Source organism: Ammoniphilus oxalaticus (assembly GCF_003609605.1).
Classification (GTDB): Bacteria; Bacillota; Bacilli; order Aneurinibacillales; family RAOX-1; genus Ammoniphilus; species Ammoniphilus oxalaticus.
The window spans coordinates 1-23,832 of sequence record NZ_MCHY01000007.1 but is presented as its reverse complement, the minus strand read 5'-3'; the positions used below and the strand labels follow the sequence as shown (position 1 = coordinate 23,832).

General features: G+C 46.9%; 20 protein-coding genes. 6 read left to right on the top strand and 14 right to left on the bottom strand.

The features are described 5' to 3' along the window. Positions 1-23: 23 nt before the first annotated feature. Positions 24-2,450, bottom strand: a complete 2,427-nt coding sequence (gene cas3, locus BEP19_RS05040; protein WP_120188766.1) for a CRISPR-associated helicase Cas3' — start codon at positions 2,448-2,450, stop codon at positions 24-26. 327 nt (positions 2,451-2,777) lie between these two features. On the opposite strand from cas3, the gene BEP19_RS05035 reads away from it, so the two are divergent. Next, positions 2,778-3,119, top strand: a complete 342-nt coding sequence (locus BEP19_RS05035) for a cupin domain-containing protein (RefSeq protein ID WP_120188765.1) — start codon at positions 2,778-2,780, stop codon at positions 3,117-3,119. A gap of 74 nt (positions 3,120-3,193) precedes the next feature. On the opposite strand, the gene BEP19_RS18120 is transcribed toward BEP19_RS05035, so the two are convergent. The 3 genes from BEP19_RS18120 to BEP19_RS05025 form a co-directional block, all read right to left on the bottom strand. Then, positions 3,194-3,319: a hypothetical protein gene (locus BEP19_RS18120; RefSeq protein WP_281269270.1), complete on the bottom strand. Its 126-nt coding sequence runs from the start codon at positions 3,317-3,319 to the stop codon at positions 3,194-3,196. A gap of 183 nt (positions 3,320-3,502) precedes the next feature. Then, the gene (locus tag BEP19_RS05030; RefSeq protein WP_147393770.1) at positions 3,503-4,573 is read right to left on the bottom strand and encodes an SEC-C metal-binding domain-containing protein; all 1,071 of its coding nucleotides are present in this window, start codon (positions 4,571-4,573) and stop codon (positions 3,503-3,505) included. Positions 4,574-4,715: 142 nt separating this feature from the next. After that, positions 4,716-7,181 carry a transglycosylase domain-containing protein gene (locus BEP19_RS05025; RefSeq protein ID WP_170145271.1) on the bottom strand — a complete coding sequence of 822 codons (2,466 nt, stop codon included), beginning with the start codon at positions 7,179-7,181 and terminating at the stop codon, positions 4,716-4,718. Between the two features lie 294 nt (positions 7,182-7,475). On the opposite strand from BEP19_RS05025, the gene BEP19_RS05020 reads away from it, so the two are divergent. Both BEP19_RS05020 and BEP19_RS05015 read left to right on the top strand, forming a co-directional pair. Then, entirely contained in the window at positions 7,476-8,375 is a 900-nt protein-coding gene (locus BEP19_RS05020; protein ID WP_120188762.1) for a TIGR01777 family oxidoreductase, read from the top strand. A gap of 111 nt (positions 8,376-8,486) precedes the next feature. Next, positions 8,487-9,395: a nuclease-related domain-containing protein gene (locus BEP19_RS05015; protein ID WP_245983372.1), complete on the top strand. Its 909-nt coding sequence runs from the start codon at positions 8,487-8,489 to the stop codon at positions 9,393-9,395. A 938-nt stretch (positions 9,396-10,333) separates the two neighbouring features. On the opposite strand, the gene BEP19_RS05010 is transcribed toward BEP19_RS05015, so the two are convergent. From BEP19_RS05010 to cobT, 7 genes are all read right to left on the bottom strand, one after another. Then, positions 10,334-11,038, bottom strand: a complete 705-nt coding sequence (locus tag BEP19_RS05010) for an adenosylcobinamide amidohydrolase (RefSeq protein ID WP_120188761.1) — start codon at positions 11,036-11,038, stop codon at positions 10,334-10,336. Between the two features lie 55 nt (positions 11,039-11,093). Next, positions 11,094-12,107: an adenosylcobinamide-phosphate synthase CbiB gene (gene cbiB / locus BEP19_RS05005; RefSeq protein ID WP_120188760.1), complete on the bottom strand. Its 1,014-nt coding sequence runs from the start codon at positions 12,105-12,107 to the stop codon at positions 11,094-11,096. Then, positions 12,059-12,652 (bottom strand): histidine phosphatase family protein, encoded by a 594-nt coding sequence (locus BEP19_RS05000; protein WP_170145270.1) that lies wholly within the window; start codon positions 12,650-12,652, stop codon positions 12,059-12,061. Before BEP19_RS05000 ends, cbiB begins: the two co-directional genes overlap by 49 nt. Next, positions 12,649-13,398 (bottom strand): adenosylcobinamide-GDP ribazoletransferase, encoded by a 750-nt coding sequence (gene cobS, locus BEP19_RS04995; RefSeq protein WP_170145269.1) that lies wholly within the window; start codon positions 13,396-13,398, stop codon positions 12,649-12,651. Before cobS ends, BEP19_RS05000 begins: the two co-directional genes overlap by 4 nt. A 2-nt stretch (positions 13,399-13,400) precedes the next feature. After that, entirely contained in the window at positions 13,401-13,925 is a 525-nt protein-coding gene (gene cobU / locus BEP19_RS04990) for a bifunctional adenosylcobinamide kinase/adenosylcobinamide-phosphate guanylyltransferase (RefSeq protein ID WP_120188757.1), read from the bottom strand. Further along, positions 13,922-15,028: a threonine-phosphate decarboxylase CobD gene (cobD, locus tag BEP19_RS04985; RefSeq protein WP_120188756.1), complete on the bottom strand. Its 1,107-nt coding sequence runs from the start codon at positions 15,026-15,028 to the stop codon at positions 13,922-13,924. Before cobD ends, cobU begins: the two co-directional genes overlap by 4 nt. Positions 15,029-15,118: 90 nt before the next feature. Next, positions 15,119-16,183 carry a nicotinate-nucleotide--dimethylbenzimidazole phosphoribosyltransferase gene (cobT, locus tag BEP19_RS04980; protein WP_120188755.1) on the bottom strand — a complete coding sequence of 355 codons (1,065 nt, stop codon included), beginning with the start codon at positions 16,181-16,183 and terminating at the stop codon, positions 15,119-15,121. A 393-nt stretch (positions 16,184-16,576) separates the two neighbouring features. Here cobT and BEP19_RS18315 point away from each other — a divergent pair, with 393 nt between their 5' ends. The 3 genes from BEP19_RS18315 to BEP19_RS04970 all read left to right on the top strand — a co-directional run bounded on the left by BEP19_RS18315 (position 16,577) and on the right by BEP19_RS04970 (position 17,939). Further along, positions 16,577-16,744 carry a DUF7884 domain-containing protein gene (locus BEP19_RS18315; protein WP_483963291.1) on the top strand — a complete coding sequence of 56 codons (168 nt, stop codon included), beginning with the start codon at positions 16,577-16,579 and terminating at the stop codon, positions 16,742-16,744. A 14-nt stretch (positions 16,745-16,758) separates the two neighbouring features. Further along, complete coding sequence (locus BEP19_RS04975; protein WP_211329318.1) at positions 16,759-17,085, top strand: class I SAM-dependent methyltransferase; 327 nt, start codon at positions 16,759-16,761, stop codon at positions 17,083-17,085. A gap of 176 nt (positions 17,086-17,261) precedes the next feature. Beyond that, the gene (locus BEP19_RS04970) at positions 17,262-17,939 is read left to right on the top strand and encodes a winged helix-turn-helix transcriptional regulator (protein ID WP_120188753.1); all 678 of its coding nucleotides are present in this window, start codon (positions 17,262-17,264) and stop codon (positions 17,937-17,939) included. 177 nt (positions 17,940-18,116) lie between these two features. Here BEP19_RS04970 and BEP19_RS04965 read toward each other — a convergent pair whose 3' ends face one another. Genes BEP19_RS04965 through BEP19_RS04955 form a run of 3 tightly spaced genes read right to left on the bottom strand, consistent with a single transcriptional unit; the run spans position 18,117 to position 23,664 of the window. Continuing rightward, positions 18,117-19,742 carry an amidohydrolase gene (locus tag BEP19_RS04965; protein WP_120188752.1) on the bottom strand — a complete coding sequence of 542 codons (1,626 nt, stop codon included), beginning with the start codon at positions 19,740-19,742 and terminating at the stop codon, positions 18,117-18,119. A 44-nt stretch (positions 19,743-19,786) separates the two neighbouring features. Further along, on the bottom strand, positions 19,787-21,436 hold the full coding sequence (locus tag BEP19_RS04960; protein ID WP_342767389.1) for a thiamine pyrophosphate-binding protein: 1,650 nt from the start codon (positions 21,434-21,436) through the stop codon (positions 19,787-19,789). A gap of 23 nt (positions 21,437-21,459) precedes the next feature. Beyond that, positions 21,460-23,664: an EAL domain-containing protein gene (locus BEP19_RS04955; RefSeq protein ID WP_120188750.1), complete on the bottom strand. Its 2,205-nt coding sequence runs from the start codon at positions 23,662-23,664 to the stop codon at positions 21,460-21,462. Between the last annotated feature and the right edge of the window lie 168 nt (positions 23,665-23,832).

Genomic DNA, 23,832 nt, shown 5'->3' with positions numbered 1-23,832 from the left:
AGAATCCCTGGTTTTTTGCCTTTCTAAAAATATTGAAAGCCAAATTCACTGTCGTTTTCGAGATTGAACCCAAATTCCCCATGATACGCCCCTTCTGTCAAAGCGAAGATTTGGCCATCCAAAAAAGAAACAAGCCCACCATCTTGAGCTAAGTATTCAAACTCATGTTTATATAAATTGATTGAATACTGCTGGGCTTTTCTTAAGAACTTTGTTACATCTTCAAATGAGCCGGCATAACTATTTAACGCAGCAATAAGCTCCTCACCTTCTTTGTAGGGAACTAACACAGCTGTAGTCATATCATCAATGACTTCAAAATGTTCCGCTGCTGAGTAGTAACTATTGATTAAATACAATGGCGGAAGGCTACCATGTTTACTTTGATAAGCCTTAGCGAGGCTGCTGTTCCCGCGCCGATGAGAGGTGAGCAACTCAATCATTTCCTTTTCTAGCTTAGGGATAAAGTAATTTAAATTTGTTTCCATATCCGTGTAATATTCCTGAAAATATCTTTCCATTGCCTCCCTAGATAACAGGTGACCCCCATATACGCTAGGATGACGCTTAAGATCAACAAGGATTTTTTTGGCAACTTCCTTCCCCTTTTTTATCTCTTCTAACCGATCCAGTCTTTCTTGTTCATGGTCAATCACATAGACGGTTCCGATCTCTTTTTCTCCATGCCTATTGCATCGACCAGCGGCCTGGGCAATTGAATCCAATCCAGCAAGGGAACGAATAACACTATCAAAGCTGACATCTACCCCAGCCTCTATAAGTTGCGTACTGATGCATATGATTTTTTGATTGTTGCCAAGACAATCTCTTATTTTTTTAAAAATGTCATTTCGATGCGCGGCGCACATCGAAGTACTTAGATGGAATATTTCATAGTCCGTTCCTTGCGCAATTAGCTTCTGGTATAAATCCTTTACTACCGATTTGGTATTTAAAATGACGAGAATACTTTGTATTCCTCCCATTAATTGCCCGATAAAATCGACAAGTTGCTCATTGTTGATCGGTCCATTCGTTGCTTTATCAATGATTTCAACCCTTTTAAAAGCCTCAATCACTTCGTTTAGTTGATCGATCATTTCTGCGTCGGATCCGATTTTCAGCTTATGCTCGACAAAATCCAAAGCCGGTTGGGTCGCCGTGCAAAGAACAATGCTCGAATCTGTGGAATATTTTAAATAATTTAAAGCCTGATTAAACAAAGATACGCATTTGACAGGAACTTTTTGAACTTCATCAAAAATAATCACTGAATTGCTAAGATTATGTAGGCGGCGAATATTGCGACTTCCTTTAGCGTAAAATGCGTTTAAAAATTGGACCATCGTCGTAAAGATAATCGGGGCGTCCCAAGTGTCCTTCGCTAATTTCCACTTTTGTCGCATGTTAACGATGCCATCTTGTGCTTCGTCATCAACTCCATCGTCAATCACGTTTGAGTGATGCTCCAAAATATTCATTTCATCTTGTAACACTTTACGAGCTTCCGCGGCATTTTGTTCAATGATTGTCGTAAAAGGAACAACAAACACAATTCTGTCCTTACTATATTCTAGTGAATGTTTAAGAGCATACCTTAAACTAGCAAGCGTTTTACCTCCACCTGTCGGGATCGATAACGTGTAGATTCCTGATGGTTTTATTGCAAATCGTTCACACTGTTCTGACATCTCGGAGCGAAGGATATTAATGGGATGACTCGCGAGAGATTCATTTTTAAAGGAATTTAGCTTACCCATTAATCTTTCATAATAGGTTTTGAACAATAAACCATTGTTTTTTGAATTATACAGTGTATTCTCCTCAAACAATCGAGCATCCGTTCGATCCGCATCTATCAATGCGCTAAAGATAAACTTCGTTAAAAACATAAGTTGCTCAGCATGATTTTCAGGCGGCGTTTCTTGCAAAAAATTCTCTAATTCCATTGCCGCTTCAGAGACATAGACATCAAAATCATTTCGATTCATTACATACTCAAAAAAGTATTGCTGAGCGCGATGAAAATCATCCAACTCCTTATCGCGAACACGCCTTAAATAAGGTGACTCTAAAGTAGGCGCCAAAAAATCTTGCAAATAGGAGTGATGAGAAATAATCACGTTCCCCACGATTTCAGCAAGGATAATCAAGTAAGGGTTGTCCGTTCGATTATGATAAAGCTCGTACAACAGTTTACCACCAGCGGTTGAATGGTCTACACTACCTCGCTTGGGCGGCGCCTCAGGATTGTTAAACGCCTCTAAAATATATTCCTTAAATTGATGCGTGCATTTCCCAAAATCATGCAACAATCCCGCCAAACCTGCTAGGTGTTTGGCTCCAAATTTTTCTCCAGAGATTTCCGCCAAACGCTTTACTTCCAATAGATGTTCTTCTACTGTCTGCTTCTGACCGTCACTTGCTCGAATATGCGCGATAAAACTCATGGTACCTTTCCCCTTTGTTTTTTACTGTCTAGATTGATGTCCATGGAAAATTACGTTCACTCATCAACCTCACGTCTTGCTTAACCAAATTACAATCCATCACTTTCCAATTATACACGTAATGGAATCTCATTCACTAGTTGAATAGGAAAGTTTCCATTACGTACCTTAACAACAGTTTTGCGTATCTTAAAGCCCTACTTCACTACCTTTGTTAAATTTTGTGATAAATCCCACTGTCTTCGGTCATTATTCCATATATGATAGGGATAGATTGCAGGCGTTAGAAACATGCTAATATCGAACAACTTTAAGGGAGGTTTTACCATGAAAAAAGAAAATCTGACTTCTTTCCAAGATTTTAATGAGGAGCGTTTTACGAAGCGGGTTATCCATAAAACAGACGACAGCACGGCTTTTGTGCTTAACTTTATGCCGGGACAAGGGGTGCCGACGCATACACATCCGGGTTCCGATCTTTATGTAACCGTTTTACAAGGAGCGGGCACGCTGACAGTGGATGAAGTCGAGCATACACTTAAGAAAGATGATGTCGTTTTTACGGAGGGGCATGAAGCTTTTGCCTTTACAAATACAGGTGACGAACCTGCAAGTCTGTTTGCTGTCTTAAGCAAAGTCCCAGATGAGCGCTACGCGAAGGATCAGTAGTTTTTTACAGTAAAACAAAAATGGAGGTTGTTCAGAATTTTAGCTTCTGACAACCTTTTTTGTTTTTCCTTCGCTCAAGATGCGCCTCGATCCTCTTCCGAAGCGGTTAGCGATATTTTATCCCGACATTCAAAACATTCGCTGCGACTTTTCTCGATCACCGATAAATCCTCCCCGCAATGAACACACGCATCTTTCATCTTCCATTCCTCCCGCCTTACATTGACTTAGCACAATATACGCGCAAACACCTACCTGTGTGACTCCCGTCCGATTCATTCATTGCCCGTTTGTCTTTGGGTTTATAGGCCCCTTTTAAAAATAGAACAACAAAAAAACCCTAAGCTTTGCCTGATTTCAAAGCTTAGGGTTTTCGTTCATCGTTATTTACCGCAACATCTTTTAAATTTCTCGGCGCTACCGCAAGCACAAGGATCATTTCTACCTACTTTTTTCTTCGTGGTAAAATCGATCACGGTTCCTTCTGAATTTCGGGACGTAGTACGCAATGACTTTTGTTCTTTGCGCGCTAGTTCTGCCGGGCTATATCCCTTGAGTACCCACTGCCTTGTATGATTACTATAGGCAACTAACAGATCTCCCACTTCTTGAATTTGCTCCATACGATCCAGTCCTAATTCATTTTGAAGATAACCGACTTGGTTCATCCAATCATCCCCATTTTGAATGCCATCATAGAGATCATCAATCAACATTTCTGCTTCTACCACAGGGAGCCTACACTTTTTCATTAAAAAGTCTTTAAATTTTCGGTATTGAGGTGTGCGGTCCTTATAATCGAGTTCGCCCGCCCGCAACAGTTGTTCTTTTGTAAAAGGGTAAAAATCGAGCGTTTCTCTTAAATCCAGTTCGTCTTGAATCCACATGGGGTCCATCACGCGATAGTGCATTACCTGAAATCGGTTTCCGATATCATATTCTTCATAAAAGAGGGAAAGATCGTGAAGCAACTCAATATAGTGTTCTATATCGATTTTTTCAGCTACATATTGTTGCGCCAGATTCATCAATTCCTCCATCGACAATATCCCATAGTAAAAAAGTAGACCATGCGTCAAGCGAGTGAGTTCCGTATTTTTCTTCACGGTAGCCTGTAACGGAGGCTCGTCTATCCGATTAAAAGCCTCCCTTATTTCATTAGGCATAACAAACACATTTTGTCCCTGATATCGTCCAGTAAACACCAAGCCAAATTTTCTTAGATAAACAATTTGTTCAAATTCATAATCAAAATCGGATGTATACCCCTCTCTTGCTAGGCGTTGAAGCAATGCATATCGAGGCTGGTCAAATAACTGAATTGTTGTTTGAAAATGGTCTGGCGCTTGACGAACAAGTTCCTCAATCAGTTGTTGTTTAGGAAGTTGGCTTATGCCTTTTATATTTAGTTCTTTTCGAATCACATTTAATTCGTCTTTCGTCAATTTGGACAAATGCTGCCCGTGAGACTTTTCCGGATCAATCTCAATCCAAAATTTGGATTCCTGTTTATCCTTGCTGCTTTGTCCTCTAATAAAGCCGCGATCAATTCAAGTTGCTCTTCATTTAACTGATGCCTTTTTTCTTTGTTCGTTGTTATTCACCGTCCCTCTCGATCGGCGGGTTGGATTCAGCCCGTTCTCTTTCCTGCTTCTCTTCTTCTTTTTGCTGTTTTCGTTCTTCCTTTTCTCTATCTCGTTTTTCTTTTTCTGCCTCACGTTCGCGCTCTTCTGTTTGTTCGCGACCTTCTTCTTGCTCACGATCTTCCTCGCGTTCGCGCTCTTCTTCTAGCCGCTCATCATCATCATTAACATCTTCTCGAATGACGGGCGGGGTGCGATCGACTTCCGTTGGCGCATAGGAGGCGTTAAAGATCTCCGTGAGCGCTGACCCTTCCTGTCTACACACTTCTGAAGCTAATTTACCCGATTTTGCGCAAATCTCTTTGCGCACAATCCCGCTTGGAGCGCTAAAATTCGCGTTACGCGGATAGCGATCAGGATAAAGATTGCCAAGATCACGCATAATCTTGCCCCAAATTTGGATCGAACGAGGTGGACGTGAATTAGGTAGCGGATAACGTTCATCATAACCAATCCAGACCCCAAGCGACACATCAGGCGTATAGCCAACAAACCAGGAGTCAACATCACGATTCGTCGTCCCCGTTTTCCCAGCAACGGGACGCCCGCCAATGTATGATTTAAGCGACGTCGCTGTACCACTTTGCACGACACTGCGCATCATATCAGTCATCAAGTAGGCTGTTTGTTCTGAGTACACGCGCCGCGGCATGACTCGATGTTCAAAAATCGGACTGCCAGTAGAATCTGTAATTTTGGAAATCATAAAACTCTTTTGCAAAACGCCGTCGTTCGCAAATACCGAAAAAGCGTTAGTCAATTCTTCAACGGTTACCCCTTCTGTTAGTCCGCCGATCGGCAACGTTTTGGATTGGTAATCATTTCGACGTGGATTTTCTTTTGGAGTAACGATCGTTGTAATCCCCATCTTTTGCACATAATCGAGCGCCCGCTCTGTTCCCACTTCTAAATACGCCTTTATCGCGGGAATGTTGTACGAATGTTGTAAAGCAATCCGTGTTGTAACCGGTCCACGGAAACGATTATCGTAGTTTGATGGATAAAAAGGCGGATTCCCAGGACCATTGTCTAAAGCCAATGGCGAATCATCGATCACGAAGCCGGGTTGCAACAACCCGAGTTCAAATGCGGGCGCGTAAGCGGCAATCGGCTTCATCGTTGAACCCGGTTGTCTCGGAATCGCGGTGTGATTGTATTGCGAATTTTGAAAATCGCGACCACCAATAAATCCAAGCACCGCTCCTGTTTTATTATCTAGCAAAGTCGCTCCAACTTGTTCAATCGCGTTCTCCACTCTTTTGCCATTTGGTAACGTATACGAGCGCGGCCTAGCAAAATTGTTATCGTTGTCCGCAATCGCGTTCATCATTTCATATGTTTGTTTATCGATTGTCGTGTAGACATGGTACCCTTTACTCAGCACTTCTTTCCGTTTGAATTCGACCAGTTCCCTATATTCTTCCTCGGAAATCTTTCTTTCGCTCAGCTCTGGATTATCCCGAATATCTTGGTCGAGCAATACTTTGGCCGCCTGATACTCAATTGTCATCATCAAATGCGGGTACTTACTGTAAGCGCGCACTTCATCAGCCTCTCGCAAATGCGCTTTAATATCATAGGCCAATGCCTCCCGATATTCAGCTGGCGTAATATAACCCACCTCCAACATTCGATCCAATACAATTCGTTGGCGATCCTTGCCCCTTTGCAATCCATCAGGATTAAATGGCACGAAGCGGGATGGGGCCTGCAGCATCCCGGCGATATAAGCGGATTGAGGCAGATTCAAGTCCTTCACATCGACCCCAAAAATCCCTTTCGCCGCCGCTTGTACACCGTAAATATTAGATCCGTTCGCGTTCTTTCCAAAGTACATTTTATTCATATAAGCTTCAATTATTTGGTCTTTTGAAAACATTCTTTCCAAACGAAGCGCCAAAAAAATCTCTCTTGCTTTTCGCTCTAAGTTTACTTCCGGGGTCAAAATCGTCTGCTTTACGAGTTGTTGGGTCAGTGAGCTTCCGCCTGTTTGAACGGAACTACCTCCTATTGATTCGTAACCCGCGCGGAACAAGCCATTGATGTTTACCCCGTAATGCTCATAGAAAAGGCGGTCTTCTGTAGCGACAATCGCTTGAATAAGACGGGGAGAAACGTCGAATACACTTACCAATCTACGATCTTCCTCCGTCCTTAACTGGCCAATTTGCTGTCCTTCATTAAAGTAAGCAAAACTTGTTTGGGCTTGCGAGAAAATCTTGTCCTGAATTTCCCGATAAGAAAGCGCAGGCTGCTCCTTAACAAGGGAGGCAACAAAACCGATTGCTGCCCCAGCGCCTAACATTAGTCCCGTAAGCAAAAGCAAGAGGGAGTACTTTAATGTTGTTAAAGTCATTTCAATTGCGCGTTTACTATTCAGTTTCTCATGTTCTGGTTGTAGCGGCGGTAATTCACTCATCTTTGCTTCCCTCATTTACGATAAAAAATTAAAATTTCAGATGCTACGGGAATAAGGCCTCAGCCATCACAATCCCTTTCAACACACCTATCCTCAGTTAAGAAAAGGTTCCACGAGTCCAAATCACGGCTAATAGACTCTTACAGTCCCCACTATGTAAACTTTTAGATCATACTTTTTAATAGAATAGTTCAATTATAGCATATCGCGCAAGTCCGACATATGGACTATTTACCGCAAGGAAAGAAGGATGTGGTACAATTTGGATGATGAGTCAATAGGAGGATAACGTCCATGAAAATTGCTATTTTTGGCGGGACAGGCTTTATCGGTTCGGCCTGGATCGAACAGTGGGTCCAAAACGGGGGCAAGGTCGTTTTATTTACGCGACAACCCGCAAAGGTTGACTTTCAAGAACTCAGTGAGTCGGTTGCCGTTCAGGCATGGCCCTTGCAAGAAGAACTAAAGGTCGATGGCGTCATCAATTTGGCGGGTGAAACGATCAACCAACGCTGGACGGCGAAAGCAAAAGCGAGCATACTCGAAAGCCGCGTCAACACGACACGGCAAATTGTTCAGCAGATTTTGAATGGTCAATTGCAAACGCCAACGTTGATCAATGGCTCTGCGATCGGATTTTATGGACACTCATTAGAGAAGACATTCACAGAGCGCGATCCGTCGGTCATGAAGCACAATGATTTTCTTGGAAATGTAACGGCTGCTTGGGAAGCTGAGGCCGAAAAAGTATTGGCTGCGGGAACAACTCGATTAGTGAAAACCCGCTTTGGTGTTGTACTCGGTCGCGACGGCGGCGCATTATCGCGGATGGCTTTGCCATATCGGTTATTTGCAGGCGGTCCGATCGGCAACGGCGAACAGTGGGTCTCTTGGATCCATTTGCAAGATGCGATCGACTTGTTAAATTTTTGCTTGAGAGAAGAACAGCTCTCTGGACCTGTTAATTTCACGTCGCCTACCTCATGTACGATGAATGAATTAGGAAGCGCGATTGCGGCAGTAACCCGCCGCCCCCATTGGCTCCCCTTGCCTTCTTTTGCCTGTAAAGGGTTGCTCGGAGAGATGTCGGATTTAATCTTAAAGGGACAAAAGGTTACGCCTCAAAAAGCATTAGAACACGGATTTTCGTTTCAATATAAGACGGTTGAACAAGCGTTGCGAGATTTGTTATAAAAAAGAGGGGGTAATCTTTAGCGGTTATCCCCTTTCGGCCAGGGGACGCGCTACAATAAAAGCGTCACACTGTTATGTATAGCGAATGATTAAACGATAAGGAGGAAAGCAATGATGCTGTATAAACCTCGAACAAAACCATCCGAACTATCGCTCCTGAAAGCGCTCGACACCCGCATGAATTTATCCGAACAGGACAAGCAACACCTCGCAAACATGGCAAAAGGGTACGAAGGAGAATGTCTATTTGACGCCCGAGCCGCCCTGCTGCAGAACGAATGCTTCATTTTAAATGATTTACTGCTCCCCTACAACAACTCCGTCTTCCAAATTGACTCTTTGATTCTCTTGTCCGATGCGCTCTATTTAATTGAGGTAAAAAACTTTTCAGGGGATTTTTATTATGAACACGAGAAATGGTACAGAACACCCCATTCCGAACTCGCCGACCCCCTCCTCCAGCTCGGGCGAAGCGAGTCCCTGTTGCGACGTTTATTGAAGGATTTAGGTTGTCGGATTCCGCTCACAACTCTTGTCGTATTCATTAACCCCGAATTCACCCTGTACCAAGCGCCTCGCAACAAACCGTTTATTCTTCCCACTCAGCTAAATTCTTTTTTTAGGAGACTGGACCGTCTACCTTCGAAACTCACCGATAGCCATCGTCAACTAGCGAGCCGATTAGCGCAACTGCATCTGACAGAATCCCCTTACCAGCGACTACCCACTTATGAATTTGATCAACTGAACAAAGGTATTTCTTGTCCGCAATGCTTGACACTCGGTGTTGTGATGGATCGAAACGACGCCATTTGTCTGCGGTGTGGACACATTGAGCCCATTGATGCCGCCATCCTACGCTGCGTGAAAGAATTCCAGCTACTTTTTCCTGAGCAAAAAATTTCAACGAACCGCATTCATGATTGGTGTAAAGTGATCGAGTCGAAACGAACCATTCGGCGCGTTCTGTCGCAAAATTTTATGAAAGTCGGCGTCCGACAGTGGACCTACTATGAATAAATTAAATGTTGGGCAAAAGGGGCGAAGGCGATTGAGTCCGAGATGGTGTGACGCTCGATAAAAGAATACGACGATGAAGACCCAGAGTGGGCGAGGGAACACCAAGGCACGTCATCATAACGACGATGAAGACCCAGAGCAGGCGGTGAAATGATAAAGCGCGTCGTCATAGCGCTGATGAAGACAGGAAGCAGGCGAAGGAACGCGAAAACGCGTCATCATAACGACGATGAAGACCCAGAGCGGGCGGTGAAACGCGAAAGCGCGTCATCATAACGACGATGAAGACCTAGAGTGGGCGAGGGAACGCCAAGGCACGTCGTCATAACGACGATGAAGACCCAGAGCAGGCCGTGAAACGCGAAAGCGCGTCATCATAGCGGCGATGAAGACCCAGAGCGGGCGGTGAAACGCGAAAGCACGTCGTGACGCGCTGATGAAGACAGGAAGCAGACGAAGGAACGCGAAAACGCGTCATCATAGCGACGATGAAGACCCAGAGCAGGCCGTGAAACGCGAAAGCGCGTCATCATAGCGGCGATGAAGACCCAGAGCAGGCGGTGAAACGATAAAGCGCGTCGTCATAGCGCTGATGAAGACAGGAAGCAGACGAAGGAACGCGAAAACGCGTCATCATAACGACGATGAAAACCCAGAGCAGGCGGTGAAATGATAAAGCGCGTCGTCATAGCGCTGATGAAGACAGGAAGCAGGCGAAGGAACGCGAAAACGCGTCATCATAACGACGATGAAGACCCAGAGCGGGCGGTGAAACGCGAAAGCGCGTCATCATAACGACGATGAAGACCCAGAGCAGGCCGTGAAACGCGAAAGCGCGTCATCATAGCGGCGATGAAGACCCAGAGCGGGCGGTGAAACGCGAAAGCACGTCGTGACGCGCTCCCCTCACCCAAAATCGCGCGCTCGCTCCACCCTCACTACTCCCCAATCGCTTCCACAACTGACTGATAAACGGAGCGAGCGATTGCGTGGCCAATCGAAGTCGCCGTGCCCGCAAACTGGTGCGTTTCCTCGTAGCCTTGTTGGCTGACCACCAGCGCAATGGAGTCGGTCGTTGTTCCCGAGGCGATTTCCCCGTTTTCATCACGGATGCCAAGGTCCTGCAGAGCGACCGCTTTTGCCTCTGTTGCGGTCAACAACGCATTGATCATCGCCGCCGGGGTCAACCGTCCCTTGACCATCAGCGCCGTATTGATCGTTCCGCAAGAATAGGCGGAATACGTTTGACGCGGCCGACCTGCTCGGGCGGCATTTCCGATTCCCGCCGTGGTGCAGCAGAGCAACCTAAAACAATCGCCCGTTTCCTCGATTACAGACGCAGCATGTAGATCCGCCGCAGTTTGCAGGCCAATGACTTGCTCGCTCCCATAGCCCCAGGCCCGCAACTGTTGCTCCATCAGGGCGATCGGATCCGCGCAAGCGAAGTCAAGCGGCACACGCCAATTGACGATGCGACGAACCCCATCATGCCAGCCACCGCCCCACAACCCACTGCTAACCGCTGTCATCGCGCGGTCCCATTCAATTAAAATATGATCCTCTTTTAACATCAGGCGGACTTCTCTAAGGGAGGCAGATTGATATAATTGCTCCCGCTTACCGCTAATAAAAGGTTGTCCCATCTTTTTAAGTCTCCTCCTCTCGTTACATCCTTAGGAGCCCTACCATACCGAATCATCAAACAACTAGATGAACGATCAAAGCGAGCAACACACACATCACGAGCCCCGCAAGCGCCACAAGCTTCATAATCCGAACCGTCTTTAGGATGTCCTCCGCCTTGATCGGGCGCAAGGGATCTCCCATTTTGGCTCGTTGCGAAGGAATCCCTTGATAAAAATTCGTTCCCCCGAGCGCGATTCCCAACGCCCCCGCCACGCCCGCTTCGGTAATCCCGCTATTTGGACTTGGATGTAACCCCGCATCCCGACGCATCACGCGCAAACAAGCCTGTCCGTTCCAGCCAAACGCATAACAAACGGCCACCAACAACATCCCCGTTAAACGCGCAGGGACATAATTGGCTAGATCATCAAAGCGGGCCGCAGCCCAACCAAAATGCTCGTAGCGCTCATTTTTGTAACCGACCATCGAATCGAGTGTGTTGACCGCCCGGTAAGCCATGGCCAACGGAGCCCCGCCAAGGGCCGCGTAAAACAACGGTGATATGATCGCGTCGACAATATTTTCCGCGACCGTTTCCACCGCCCCGCGCGAGATCTCCGCTTCATCTAAGCGATCGGTATCCCGACCCACGACCATCGCCAACGCCGCGCGGGAAGACACTAAATCCCCCGCCGCTAATTTCCGATAAATGTCCATTCCCCCATCCGACAATCCCTTCGTCGCCATCGTCGTGGAGATCAGCCAAACGGCAACGAGCCAGGCGAACAACTGATGTCCAAAATACGCCGCAGCCCACAGCAAGCCCCACACGAGCGCGTAAGAACCGCCGACAATGACAACGACCAACCCAACGCCCGCCCATTTCAGCATCCTCGGACTTGTCACCAACGCCCGTAACCCTTTTTCCACCGCTACGATCATTTTCCCGATTCCGACGACAGGGTGCGGCAAGCGGCGCGGATCGCCAACATACCAATCGATCACAAAGGCGGCAATTAGTCCGCCAAGCGCAAATGTTAACCCTCCTCCAGCATTTGCGGCTGTCCCCACCGTTGGCCATCCCATCGAATGATCACCCCTCCCCCATGCGCAACACCCGGCGCCTCCCAAAAGCGCCGCGCATCACCGTACAACCAATGACTGAGCAGCCAACGAAGCGGCCCCCCATGAGTGACAACGAGCGCAACATCATCCGAACGCGATGCGGCCAACATCCCAGCAACCCAGTCGTCAACACGCTTCCCCAACTTGAGCAAGGTTTCACCGCCAGGTGGAGCCAACGTAAACGGGTCATCAATCCAGGCGGTCAGCGTGGGGCCATCCGTTTGCATCAGCTCGTCATATCGACGCCCGTCCCATGTCCCAAAATTGAGTTCCCGCAAAGCCGTTGAAGTTTCAACCCGAAGCGGGCTCCCGACAATCTCGGCAGTTTGAACGCAACGCAGCAGATCGCTACTGTATACTTTTGTCGGTTGCCATTGTTGAACGATCGCGCGCAAATTACGCGCCTGTTGGCGTCCATGTTCATTCAAAGGCGGGTCCAAATGGCCCAAATAGCGCCCTTGTCGATTCATCTCTGTTTCCCCATGCCGAACCCAAATCCATTTCATATCCATCTCTCCATTGCTAAAATAAGCAAAAGAACGGCCGTTTCCGTCCATTCGACCGTTGCTCCATAACTGTCACCTGTCATCCCCTCTAACTTTCGACAAATCCAGCTAACCCATCCGATGCCCGCCACGACAGCCAAACCGAGCGCTACCAGCAAGCCCCCGCTTTTTGCCCACAACGACACAAACACGCCTACAAAAAGGAGATGCGCCACGAAAGCTTTGCCAAGATGATTCCCTTTAACAAGTCCTTCACCCAATCCACCCACAGACGTATAAGGCCAAAAACGGAGCGCGGCCAACAACACCAAGCGCGCAATCCACGGGGAAAACAGCAACCAAACAGGAGCATGAGCACCAATCAGTTCACGGATACTGACCCACTTTACAAGAAACAACAGGACAGCCGCTAACACGCCCATCGCTCCGACCCGACTATCTTTCATGATTTCGCGCATTTGTTCGGGTGATCGATGGCTGCCCAATCCGTCAGCGACATCCATCCACCCATCCAAATGCAAACCGCCTGTCAGAAACACCCAAAACACGAGTACCAACACAGCCGCCAGCCAATCCGAAAATAGTAACAGGAAGCCTGCGCCCGCCGCCCACAACAATAAGCCGATCACGACACCGACAAGCGGATAGTAAGCAGGACTGCGTTGCCAATCACGTTCAGAGAGGGAACGATGCGGAACGGGCAACCGCGTTAAAAAGGCCAACGCCTGCAAAAAGGGACCGACCACGGCTACTTCAACCTCAATGGTATGCCCGACAAAACCGCGTGCACTTCGTCCGCTTGCAACGCGATCATCTGATTAGCGATACCCAACACATCTTGAAAAGAGCGACCCAACGGCGACATCGCCACCCCGCCCATCCCGACTTCCGAGGATACCACTATCACTGTCTGCGTTCCCGCGATGACACGGTCGATCCACTCCCGCAAGCGGTCAAGCACAGCCGATTCCACCTCTCCATAGTTTTCATCCTCCGCGAAAAAGAGATGATTGCTAATCCACGCGGACAAACAGTCGATCAGTACGGTGTCGTAACCCGCATAAGCGGCGAGCGGCAATTCCAATGGACTTTCCAGCAATCCCCAGCCCGCGGGACGTCGATCGCGGTGTAATGCGATCCGACTTTCCATCTCTTGATCAGAGGCAAGCCCCGTCGCCTGATAGAGCACCTGACCGCCCTGTTGACGCGCCAACTCTTCCGCAAATTCACTTTTACCTGACCGCACTCCGCCTGTGACCAAAATTAAGCTCATTCTTTCTCCCCCCTTTGCGCCTGAAAATCACTAAGCGCCGCTAACAACCGTTCGTTTTTATCTTGATCTAACACCGCAATCCGAAAATCACCCGCGCCAAGCCCGGGATACATCGCGCAATTGCGAATCAAAATCCCCCGTTCGAGCAACCACGTTTGTAATTCAAGCGCCGTTAGGGGGGCAGGCAGCCGAACGAGCAAAAAGTTGGCCCGCCCCGACCAAATTTGCCAGCCCAATCGCTGTTTGATCTCTGTTTTCAATCGTTCTCGCTGTTCACCGACCAAACTTCTCGTTCGCGCCACATACGTCTGCTCCGCCAAACAATGTTTCCCCGCGGCTAAAGCGAGCGTGTTTACACTCCACGTGACCTGTTTTCCTTTCATCCTAACAATCAGTTCCGAAGCGGCCACCGCATAACCTAAGCGCAATCCGGGAATCGCGTACATTTTTGTGAGCGAACGAATGATCACGGTCGTCGGATAACGATCCAACTGATCCAGCAACGTCTCCTGCTCACTCTCGGGCAAAAAATCGAGAAAAGCTTCATCAATGATCAAATAGGTCTCGTCTTGCGCCGCTTGCTCGGCCAACGCCTTCAACTCCGCGAGACAGTACACCGTCCCCGTCGGGTTGTTCGGATGCCCGATAAACACGAGGTCCGCCCAATGAATCAATTGTCCTAGCTCCTTCAAGTCCGGTTGAAAACCGAGTTCTTCACGCCCATACACGCCGCGAATTTCCGTCGCCTCAAACTGTTCGGCTAGTTGCGTATATTCGGAAAAACAAGGATAGACGACCCCGACCCGTTGCGGCGCAAAGGCTAGCATCGCCAACGCCATACATTCGGCCGCTCCGTTTCCGATCAACAGTTTGTCCATTCCGATACCGAGTTGGGCCGCCAAAGCCGATCGAAAGTTACGCTGGTCCGGATCAGGATAATGAACGATCGAACGAAGCTCAATCACTTCCATCACAGACGGCGGTGGACCTTGCGGATTGATGTTGGCGCTAAAATCGAGAATTTGCGTCGGATCCAACCCCGACTTTTCCGCGGCCGTCACCAAATCACCGCCATGACCGAATTGTTCTAGCACATCCCCCATTTTTATCGCCTCATCCCTTTCACAATAAAGTTCACTTCTTTCATATATAGCTGATAGATCCGTTTTCGCTTAAACAACTAACCACGCCCTTTATCCATCGCTGGTTGCTTCCTTACCCGACACGCCGGCGCTCGCGAACGTCGCCATTTCACGCATAATCGCCTGGATGGAATCGATCATCGGAAACAACAAGGCGGCCCCCGTCCCTTCACCCAATCTCATCTGTCCGTCGATAATTGGGCTCAATCCGAGTTCTGACAAAGCTAAATCATGACCTGGTTCCGCCGAACGATGCGAGGCAATCATGTACTGTTTAGTGTTTGGACAAATCCGAGCAGCGCACAAGGCCGCCACTGTGGAGATGAAACCGTCGATCACAATCGGAACCGATTTGGACGCTGCCCCAAGAATTAGGCCAGCCAATCCACACAACTCGAGCCCGCCTACTTTATGTAACGTATCGTAAACATCTTGCGGGTTCGGTTGATGTAAAGCGATACTTTCCTCAATAACACGCGCCTTATGAGCAATCCCTTCAGTCGTCACGCCTGTCCCCTGTCCGACCGTCTCCATAACTGGCGCTCCCGTTAAGGCCACGAGCACCGCGGAACTCGTCGTTGTGTTAGCGATTCCCATTTCACCTGTCGCCAATAAATCGGCCCCGTCCGCAATCAGCTCGAAAGCAAGCTCTATTCCAACGAGCAACGCTTGCCGCGCCTGTTCACGGCTAAGAGCGGGCTCACGCCGCATATTGTTCGAACCGTACGCCACTTTTTTATGAACCAATCCAGCCGTATCCCCGAAATCGGCCGCCACGCCAATATCGACGCAGACAACCTGAGCGCCTGTCTGTTTTGCGATCACGTTAATCGCGGCTCCACCCCGCAAAAAGTTATAAACCATCTGTTCGGTCACTTCTTGCGGAAACGCGGAAACCCCTTCTTTTGCAACCCCATGATCGGCCGCCATCAACACGATCCGTTTATCTGAAAAAGTAGTCTGATTATCTCCCGTAATCCCCGCTAACTGAATCGTCAGCAACTCTAGCTTTCCTAAACTACCAGGCGGTTTCGTTAACTGGTCCAAATGCTGCTCCGCTTGACGCATCGCCTCGGCATTCCGTTCATTTATTTGTTCGATCACTTTTTCTAGCATCTTTTCATCTCCCTTTATACGGAAACTATCAATTAACAACTATCATACTATAATCATTCAAAATGAGTAGACACAACTCGCTTTGACACATACTCCCCAACCGATTACGCCATACCAATAGTTTGTGATACATAAGCTATTTTATAATTTTATCACGTGATTAGTCGGCCTCCAAAACACGCGAAAAACTTCGATAACAATCGATTAGTCCCCTATTAAGGGGTGATTCAAAAATTCAATGTAGTGCAATCGGTGAGCAATAAATTTGACTACAAACTGAGTTGTTGGATAAAATTGTATCCCTGTTTTCTCAGCAACAAAGGCAACCGTTTGGATCTGCATGGACAGCAACATTCAGATGATCGATGAGAGGTAAGTATTACACAAAAATATTTGCTGCAAAATTTTTTTCAGGGTTTGCAACCAGAACGACCTTTTCCTGTGAAATATTGGGATGGAACATCGCAAAAAATTGGCGAAGGAGAGCCTCAACTGTCAATAAAATTTAAAGAAAGATTTCCAATAACCAAGTTTATAAAGAAAACTTCGCTCATTTTTTGAGAGACTTATACGAATTGACTCATTCAAATCGATGGAACAATCGAGGAGATTGCGATTGCTTCTGCATACGCTTCAACGATTTGGGCAAAAACGGCATTGCGGTTTCCAAGGTTTCTTCCATCACAAAAAACAAAAAAGATGCGCAGCATCATTACGATTTGGGCAACGATTTTTATTCGCTATGGTTAGATGAAAGCATGAGCTACTCTTGCGCCTATTTTAAACATCCGAGCGACACGCTCCACCAAGCGCAGTTAAAAAAGATCGATCACGTGTTAAGCAAATTGCAATTACAATCCGGCGAAAAATTGCTGACATCGGCAGCGGCTTGGGCTGGTTGATCATTCGTGCGAGCGTGTCAATTCCAATTTTCTGGGAGATCGACTCCTTTTACGTTTGACGGAAAGACGTGATTGGTCGGCAATCAAACTGTGAATCGATTATATAAAACAAGTTCATTTAATGGTAGGCCCCATGAGGAATTGTTGGTATGATAAAGAGAAAGGAGGTGAATTTCATGCTTTTTGATGAAGCGTATAGCCTATTTTTAAAGAAACATATCCGATTGAGAAAAGGGGAATGCAGGCAACGGTTGGAAGATGGTCTCGGCTATGCTGAGAAACTATTTTTAATGAATGTATGGTGGCCATTATTTCAACAGTTTCAACATCTACATCCAGAATATGAAGTGTATGATTTTAAGGATGGCAAACGATACATAGACTTTGCTTATATTCGACCCAACTTTAAAATTTGTTTTGAAATCGATGGGTACGGTCCCCACGCAAAAGACATTAGCCGCTGGCAATTTTCCGATCAATTGACACGTCAAAACCACCTCGTAATCGACGGTTGGCACATCATCCGTTTTTCAGTGGATCAAGTTCAAAACGAACCTCGACAATGTCAACAAACGTCCCAGTTAGTGATCGGACGTTTGTTGGGACAAGCAATCGACAACACCCCCCTTTCCATTCATGAAAAAGAAGTCGTCCGCTTAGCTTTGAGTAAAGGTAAATCAATAACGAACAAAGAAGTTCAAGCAAGGCTTGGCCTATCCGACAAACCCGTCCGAAAAATCCTCAAAGACCTCGTTGAAAAAGGGCTACTTTCTCCTACATCCCGCAACGCTCGCAGAATCCACTCCTACCAACTAACCGAAAGATTTCGCAGTCCATTTTTGAAGCAGCTGTAATCATCGGCGGACATATGAGCGGGAGGCCTTGCGAAAATTAAGCGGAGTTTCGCCTGCTATTTCAATGAGACACTCCCAAAAACGGAGAAGATCCGGGAGATTCGCGAGGCGAGCCAGATTTAAGCGGAGTTTCTCCTGCTATTTCAATGCGACCGCCACCCCCGACTCCACAGCCAATCACAACCCCTCGCGCCTATACACGACCTTACCGTCCATCATCGTCAACTCCACTTTCGTTTCTAGCAGCTCATCCATTTCAGCGCTGAACAAATTGCGGTCCAAGATGATGATGTCCGCTTTTTTGCCGGGTTCCAGCGTGCCTAACTCATGCTCACGAAATACACCATAGGCAGGCGCCTTTGTATAATAGGTGAGCGCATCCGCAAGGGTGATCCGCTCTTGCGGATGCCAACCGTCCACGGGTCTTCCATCATATTGCCGACGGGTAACGGCGCGATAAATTCCGACCAAAGGGTTCAATTCCACAACTGGGTAATCGCTGCTAAAGATTAACTGAGCGCCGCTTTTTTGCAAACTCCCGATTGGCCACGTGTAGCGAATGCGTTCTGGACCCAGCCGATCAACATACGCATGAGTATCCACTGAGCCCGCTGTCATATGCTCAGGCTGCATCGAAGCGATCACGCCCAGATCTGCAAATCGCCCAAGATCTGCAGGATCAATCACTTCGATATGCTCAATGCAATGACGCGCATCCCGCGGTCCATTCACCTTGCGCGCTTTTTCAAAACAATCTAAAGCAAGTCGCACAGCCCCATCTCCACACGCATGCAACCGCGCCCGAAAACCTCTTCGATCCGCCTCCACTATCCATTTTTCATACGTTTCCCGTTCAAATAACGTGGCCCCCACCTCACCAGGCGAATCCGTATACGGCTCCAACAAGTAACCCGTATAAGTGAGCGGGACGCCATCGACAAATTGTTTCAACCCTGAAAATTGCAGTTTATCCGACTGGTATTGCTCCCTCATCCGCTCGGCCCGCCCCCAGTCGCCATCGAGCGCAATCAAAAAATGAATACGCGCCGTCAACTCGCCTCGCGCTTCATACTGCGCATACCAAGCAGGATCCCCCGCTTCAAAACCGGGCAATGGCAACATATCACTGACTGATGTAATCCCAAGCGAAGCCGCCTGTTGCAGAAAACCGCACATGAGTTCATCTTTTTTCTCAATCGGAACATCTAACGCCTCCAACGCCAAAACGACCGCCGTTTCATACAAAAATCCCGTTGGCTCCCCCTTTTCATCCCGTTCAATGCGTCCAAAAGAAGGGTCCTTAGTCGCTCGGTCAATGCCGACCATTTCCAATGCTTTTGTATTCAACCAAGCGCTATGTAATTCTTCATTCAACAAAAAAACGGGGCGATCCGAAATTTGTTGATCGAGGGAGTGACGTGTGGGCAGCTGCTGATCGGGCCAATTAATATGATGCCAGCCAAAGCCAAGCACCCAAGGATCATCGGGACGCTCTTCCGCAAATTCGGCTATTTTTTGAACGGTGGCCTCCTCCGAATAACACGTGGACAAATCGGCGTAATGGTGAGCCAGGCTACCTATCCATAGATGAAGATGAAAATCGTGAAACCCGGGTAAAACAAGCCGATCGCCCGCATCGATCTGTTTCGTGTTTGGACCGAGATAACCTTCCATTTGCCGCTCATCGCCAACCGCTAAAATACGATCGCCCCGAATTGCGATGCAACCGCTGATCGGTTCCGAACCATCGCCCGTGAAAATCGCCTGACTTTTGATCACCCAATCCGCCTTCCGCTTTTCCAATCTGTCCCGCCCCCCCTCTTTTACAAGCAGTCCCATCAACCAACCTAGTCTAAACTTAACAATCTTGTTAAAATTGGCGGAATTTCCTCGGGATCCACGATCACCTCAATCACAATTGGACCGCCTTCGGTTCGCCCAATCGACCGATGAAGCGCCGCTGCCAACTCAGCTTCCGTTTCGCAACGATACGCCTCAGCCCCCATTGATTCCGCGAATTGGGTCACATGCAATGGACTCTTGTACACCGCTCCGACGGATCGGCCTGTATTGTAGGACATCCCTTTTTCAACCATATCCAACCGTCCATTGTTCAAAACAAAAAATACCGTTGCAATCTCATGATTAACCGCCGTTGAAATTTCTGTCCCTTGCAGCATTAGGCAGCCATCGCCCGTAATACAAACGACATCACGATCAGGCAAGGCAAGCTTAGCTCCAATTGAATAACCGATCGCTGCTCCCATCGCAATGAACACTTCATCCAAATAGAAAGTTCCAGGCTCAAGAATGTCAAAATGTTCAACAGCATAAAAAGAATGGCTGCCCGCATCGCCAAAAAGGATGGCATCCGTTGGCAACATCGATCGCAACAATTTCATCACCCGCTTTGCAGATAGCTTTGTGTTATCTGATTCAGAATCATTAAGATGAAATGGGGGAGCAGTCAATCGCTCGTAATCCCCTAAGGAAGCGTTCGCTTTTTTTAGTAATCCACGAAGGTTTGCTTTTAGATCACCAAGAATAATTTCTGTCGGAGTTAAGATCGATTTTCCTGTAAATGTGATCTCATGTTCAAACTGCAACACTTGCTGAGGCACCATGTCGGCCCCAAACCCGGAAAGTTGCATATCACACAATTTGCTGCCGATCACAATCATTAAATCAACGCCTGAACGCATATAATCAATAGCTATTTTACTTCCGCCCAATCCGAACCCGCCAAGATATAACGGATGCTGCGTTGGAAACGCCCCTTTACCACCGGGTGTGGTGACAACAGGGATTTTCCAGTGTTCCGCCATAAGTTGGATTTCATCAAAGGCTTCCGCAATAACACCACCTTTACCGATGAACAGGATCGGATTTGTTGCCTGATCAAGTAACGAAATAGCCTGACCATAGTCTGAACAAACAAGTGGGGAAACTTGCGGCATTGAAAGATGGAATGGTTCAACCTCTTCCATTAAAACATCGAACGGGATGCATAGATGCACGGGCCCCCGCTCGCCTGTCCAAGCCTGTTCAATTGCATGTTGCAGAAACAAGCGAAACGACTCTGCCCGCTCGACTCGCCCACTAAACCGTGTAACGGGTTCGAACATCTTAACCAGATCGGCGCCAAACGGGCTCGATTCTTGACTCATCGCTTTGCCAGTATCAACAGCCGAAGGGTGCCCCGTGATAAATAACACTGGAAGATTAAATTCCATTGCTTGCGCGGCCGCTGTTAGCAGGTTCGTTCCACCCGGACCCGACGTTCCAAGTACAACGCCAAGCGTATTTTTTCCTAACGCGTAACCAGCGGCTTCAAACCCGCAACCCGATTCATGGCGTCCCAGTACGTATTCTATTTCAAATGACTCGAGTTCCAGCATGACTGGCGAGATGGACTTCCCTGGTATACCAAACACGTGCGTAATTCCCCATTGTTTGAAATGTTCAACAAGAATTGTATACACTCTTTTTTTCATCATTTTATCCCCTTCGATTTGTCTGTCTACCTTAATACCGCCCTAAACTCTTCGGCGGGTAACGGACGATAAAAGAAATAACCTTGCGCGGAGTCACAGCCATGTTGAATTAAAAAGTTTAATTGCTCTTCCGTTTCTACCCCTTCGGCAATGACGCCGATCCCCAACCTGTCAGCCATCGCGATAATCGTGGCGACAATATCCGCGTCATTATCATCAACGACGATATCGCGAATAAAAGATTGATCGATTTTTAAACTGTCGACACTAAATTTCTTCAAATAATATAGGTTCGAATAACCTGTCCCAAAATCATCAATGCTCACTTTTACGCCAAGCGATTTGAGCTGACCGATAATTTCACTAGCATGTTCCACATCCATCGTCATCGACTCTGTAATCTCCAGCTCCAAACAATGGGCTGGCGTATTCGTTTTTTGCATAATTTCATAAATCCTAGCTACCAAGTTTTGTTTCAAAAATTGACGGGCTGAAAGATTAACTGCTACGCGTAATTCTGGAAGCGATTGCCTCCACTTTGCGAGTTCCCGACAAGCTTCTTCCACTACCCATTCCCCGATCGATACAATCAATCCTAATTCTTCGGCCACAGGGATAAAAACATTAGGAGGAATGTAACCGATTTTCGGATGATTCCAACGCAGTAAAGCTTCCGCCCCGAAAATCTGTCCTGTCTTTATGTTCATCTGCGGTTGATAGTGAAGTTCGAACTCATTATTTTGCAGCGCTTTACGCAACGAATTTTCCAACGTCAGTTGATTCAAGCCTTCACTTTTAATCGACTTGTACACGACATAGTTGTTTTTGCCTTGTTCTTTCGCTCGATACATCGCAATATCGGCATGCCGCATCAGTGTTTCCGCATTTATCCCATGATCAGGATAAATAGCAATGCCGATGCTAGCCGTGACAAATAGGTCATATCCGTCCAATTGAAAAGGGCTCTCAAACACCTTTAACAACTGTTCGGCAATTTCATTCGCCTCCGACATTCCGTTCATTTTTTGTATCAAAATCGTAAACTCATCGCCGCCTAAGCGCGCGACCATATCATCCTTAGAAACAACCCTTTTAATTCGGCGCGCCACTTTCGTCAAGACAATATCACCACGGCGATGCCCAAGATTATCATTTATGACTTTAAATCGATCCAGATCTAGAAACATGACAGCAAACTTCGATCGACTACTCGCTGAACAAATTAACGTTTCCTCCAAATATTGTTGAAAAAAACGGCGATTTGGCAATGCGGTAAGCTCGTCATGAAATGCCAGGTAATTAATTTTTTTCTCTGCCTTCGTACGCTCGGTAATATCCCTAAACTGGATAAATCCACCAAGTAACAATTGATCCTCGTCGCGAATTGGAAACGCCTCTGCAGAACAAATGACAGCTTCACCATTCGGTCGTTCGAAAATAAACTCAAGATCTGAAAATTCCTTTTCCGAAGAAATGACTTGCTTGATGATCTCTCTATATTTAAATTGAGAATACAGCGTATGAAGTACATCTTGTTTTAAATCACCCGTCATTTGTTCAGCATAATTATTAAATTCCGTGACAATCCCATTTTTGTCCGTGATGATGATGCCGTTTCTCGTTGTATCGATCACCACTTGATTGAGCACATGTAACTTGTGATTCTTCTTTTTCAATAACAATTCCCGTTCAATCGAATCAACGACCGTTGAAAGCAGCGGCAACAAAAACGGATTATGCTGTTCAACTGACGTCATAATCGTGATCGTACCAAGCACTTGACCGTCGTCCAAGTATTGAAATGGGACCGTATAGCAGGCGCTCTTATCAAGAAAATTGTAATAGTGTTCCTTCCCGATAATTCCAATTGGCTGCAGTAAATCAAGCGCCAGATTAATGCTATTCGTACCTGCTTCGTGTTCAACGAAGCCCAAACTCACTTTGATGCCCGACTGATTCACAATCGTCTTTATGGCCTCGTCCCCAGCCATTTCTAGGATATACCCTTTCTCATCTGTAATCAGAATTAGCAAAGGAAATCCCTCAACAAAACCAAGCAATTTATGAATAAACCCCTTAATTACGGTCAATATTTCCTCGTATTGTCGCTTCTTCATCTCTAGTTCCTCATCAGACAGAAACGTTGTGAATTGAGGCGGTGTATCGGGATTAAGTCCAAAGGCCTTACAGCGTTGTTTCGAATCTATGATGTATTGCGGTTTAACTTTCATAAAGCCCCCCTCAACTTCGAAAATAAATAATAACTCGAAGGTCAATATGCCTTCTATTTTATTTTATCGTCGAATCCTATCAACGACTGACTTTCATTGCTTCCTAACCACCTTGGCTTCACGCTTAATGATTGCAAAAAAACGATTTTTAAACAGATCGGAATAGCC

Bases quoted from the DNA above. Each gene is read 5' to 3' on its own strand.
- BEP19_RS05015 (WP_245983372.1), top strand. From the start codon at position 8,487: ATGATGCTGTATAAACCTCGAACAAAACCATCCGAACTATCGCTCCTG.
- BEP19_RS05025 (WP_170145271.1), bottom strand. From the start codon at position 7,181: ATGAGTGAATTACCGCCGCTACAACCAGAACATGAGAAACTGAATAGT.
- BEP19_RS04955 (WP_120188750.1), bottom strand. From the start codon at position 23,664: ATGAAAGTTAAACCGCAATACATCATAGATTCGAAACAACGCTGTAAG.
- cobT (WP_120188755.1), bottom strand. From the start codon at position 16,183: ATGCTAGAAAAAGTGATCGAACAAATAAATGAACGGAATGCCGAGGCG.
- BEP19_RS05010 (WP_120188761.1), bottom strand. From the start codon at position 11,038: ATGGGACAACCTTTTATTAGCGGTAAGCGGGAGCAATTATATCAATCT.
- cobD (WP_120188756.1), bottom strand. From the start codon at position 15,028: ATGGGGGATGTGCTAGAACAATTCGGTCATGGCGGTGATTTGGTGACG.
- BEP19_RS05000 (WP_170145270.1), bottom strand. From the start codon at position 12,652: ATGAAATGGATTTGGGTTCGGCATGGGGAAACAGAGATGAATCGACAA.
- BEP19_RS18120 (WP_281269270.1), bottom strand. From the start codon at position 3,319: ATGAAAGATGCGTGTGTTCATTGCGGGGAGGATTTATCGGTGATCGAG.
- BEP19_RS04970 (WP_120188753.1), top strand. From the start codon at position 17,262: ATGCTTTTTGATGAAGCGTATAGCCTATTTTTAAAGAAACATATCCGA.
- cas3 (WP_120188766.1), bottom strand. From the start codon at position 2,450: ATGAGTTTTATCGCGCATATTCGAGCAAGTGACGGTCAGAAGCAGACA.
- BEP19_RS04960 (WP_342767389.1), bottom strand. From the start codon at position 21,436: ATGATGAAAAAAAGAGTGTATACAATTCTTGTTGAACATTTCAAACAA.
- cbiB (WP_120188760.1), bottom strand. From the start codon at position 12,107: ATGGGATGGCCAACGGTGGGGACAGCCGCAAATGCTGGAGGAGGGTTA.
- cobU (WP_120188757.1), bottom strand. From the start codon at position 13,925: ATGAGCTTAATTTTGGTCACAGGCGGAGTGCGGTCAGGTAAAAGTGAA.
- BEP19_RS05020 (WP_120188762.1), top strand. From the start codon at position 7,476: ATGAAAATTGCTATTTTTGGCGGGACAGGCTTTATCGGTTCGGCCTGG.
- BEP19_RS05035 (WP_120188765.1), top strand. From the start codon at position 2,778: ATGAAAAAAGAAAATCTGACTTCTTTCCAAGATTTTAATGAGGAGCGT.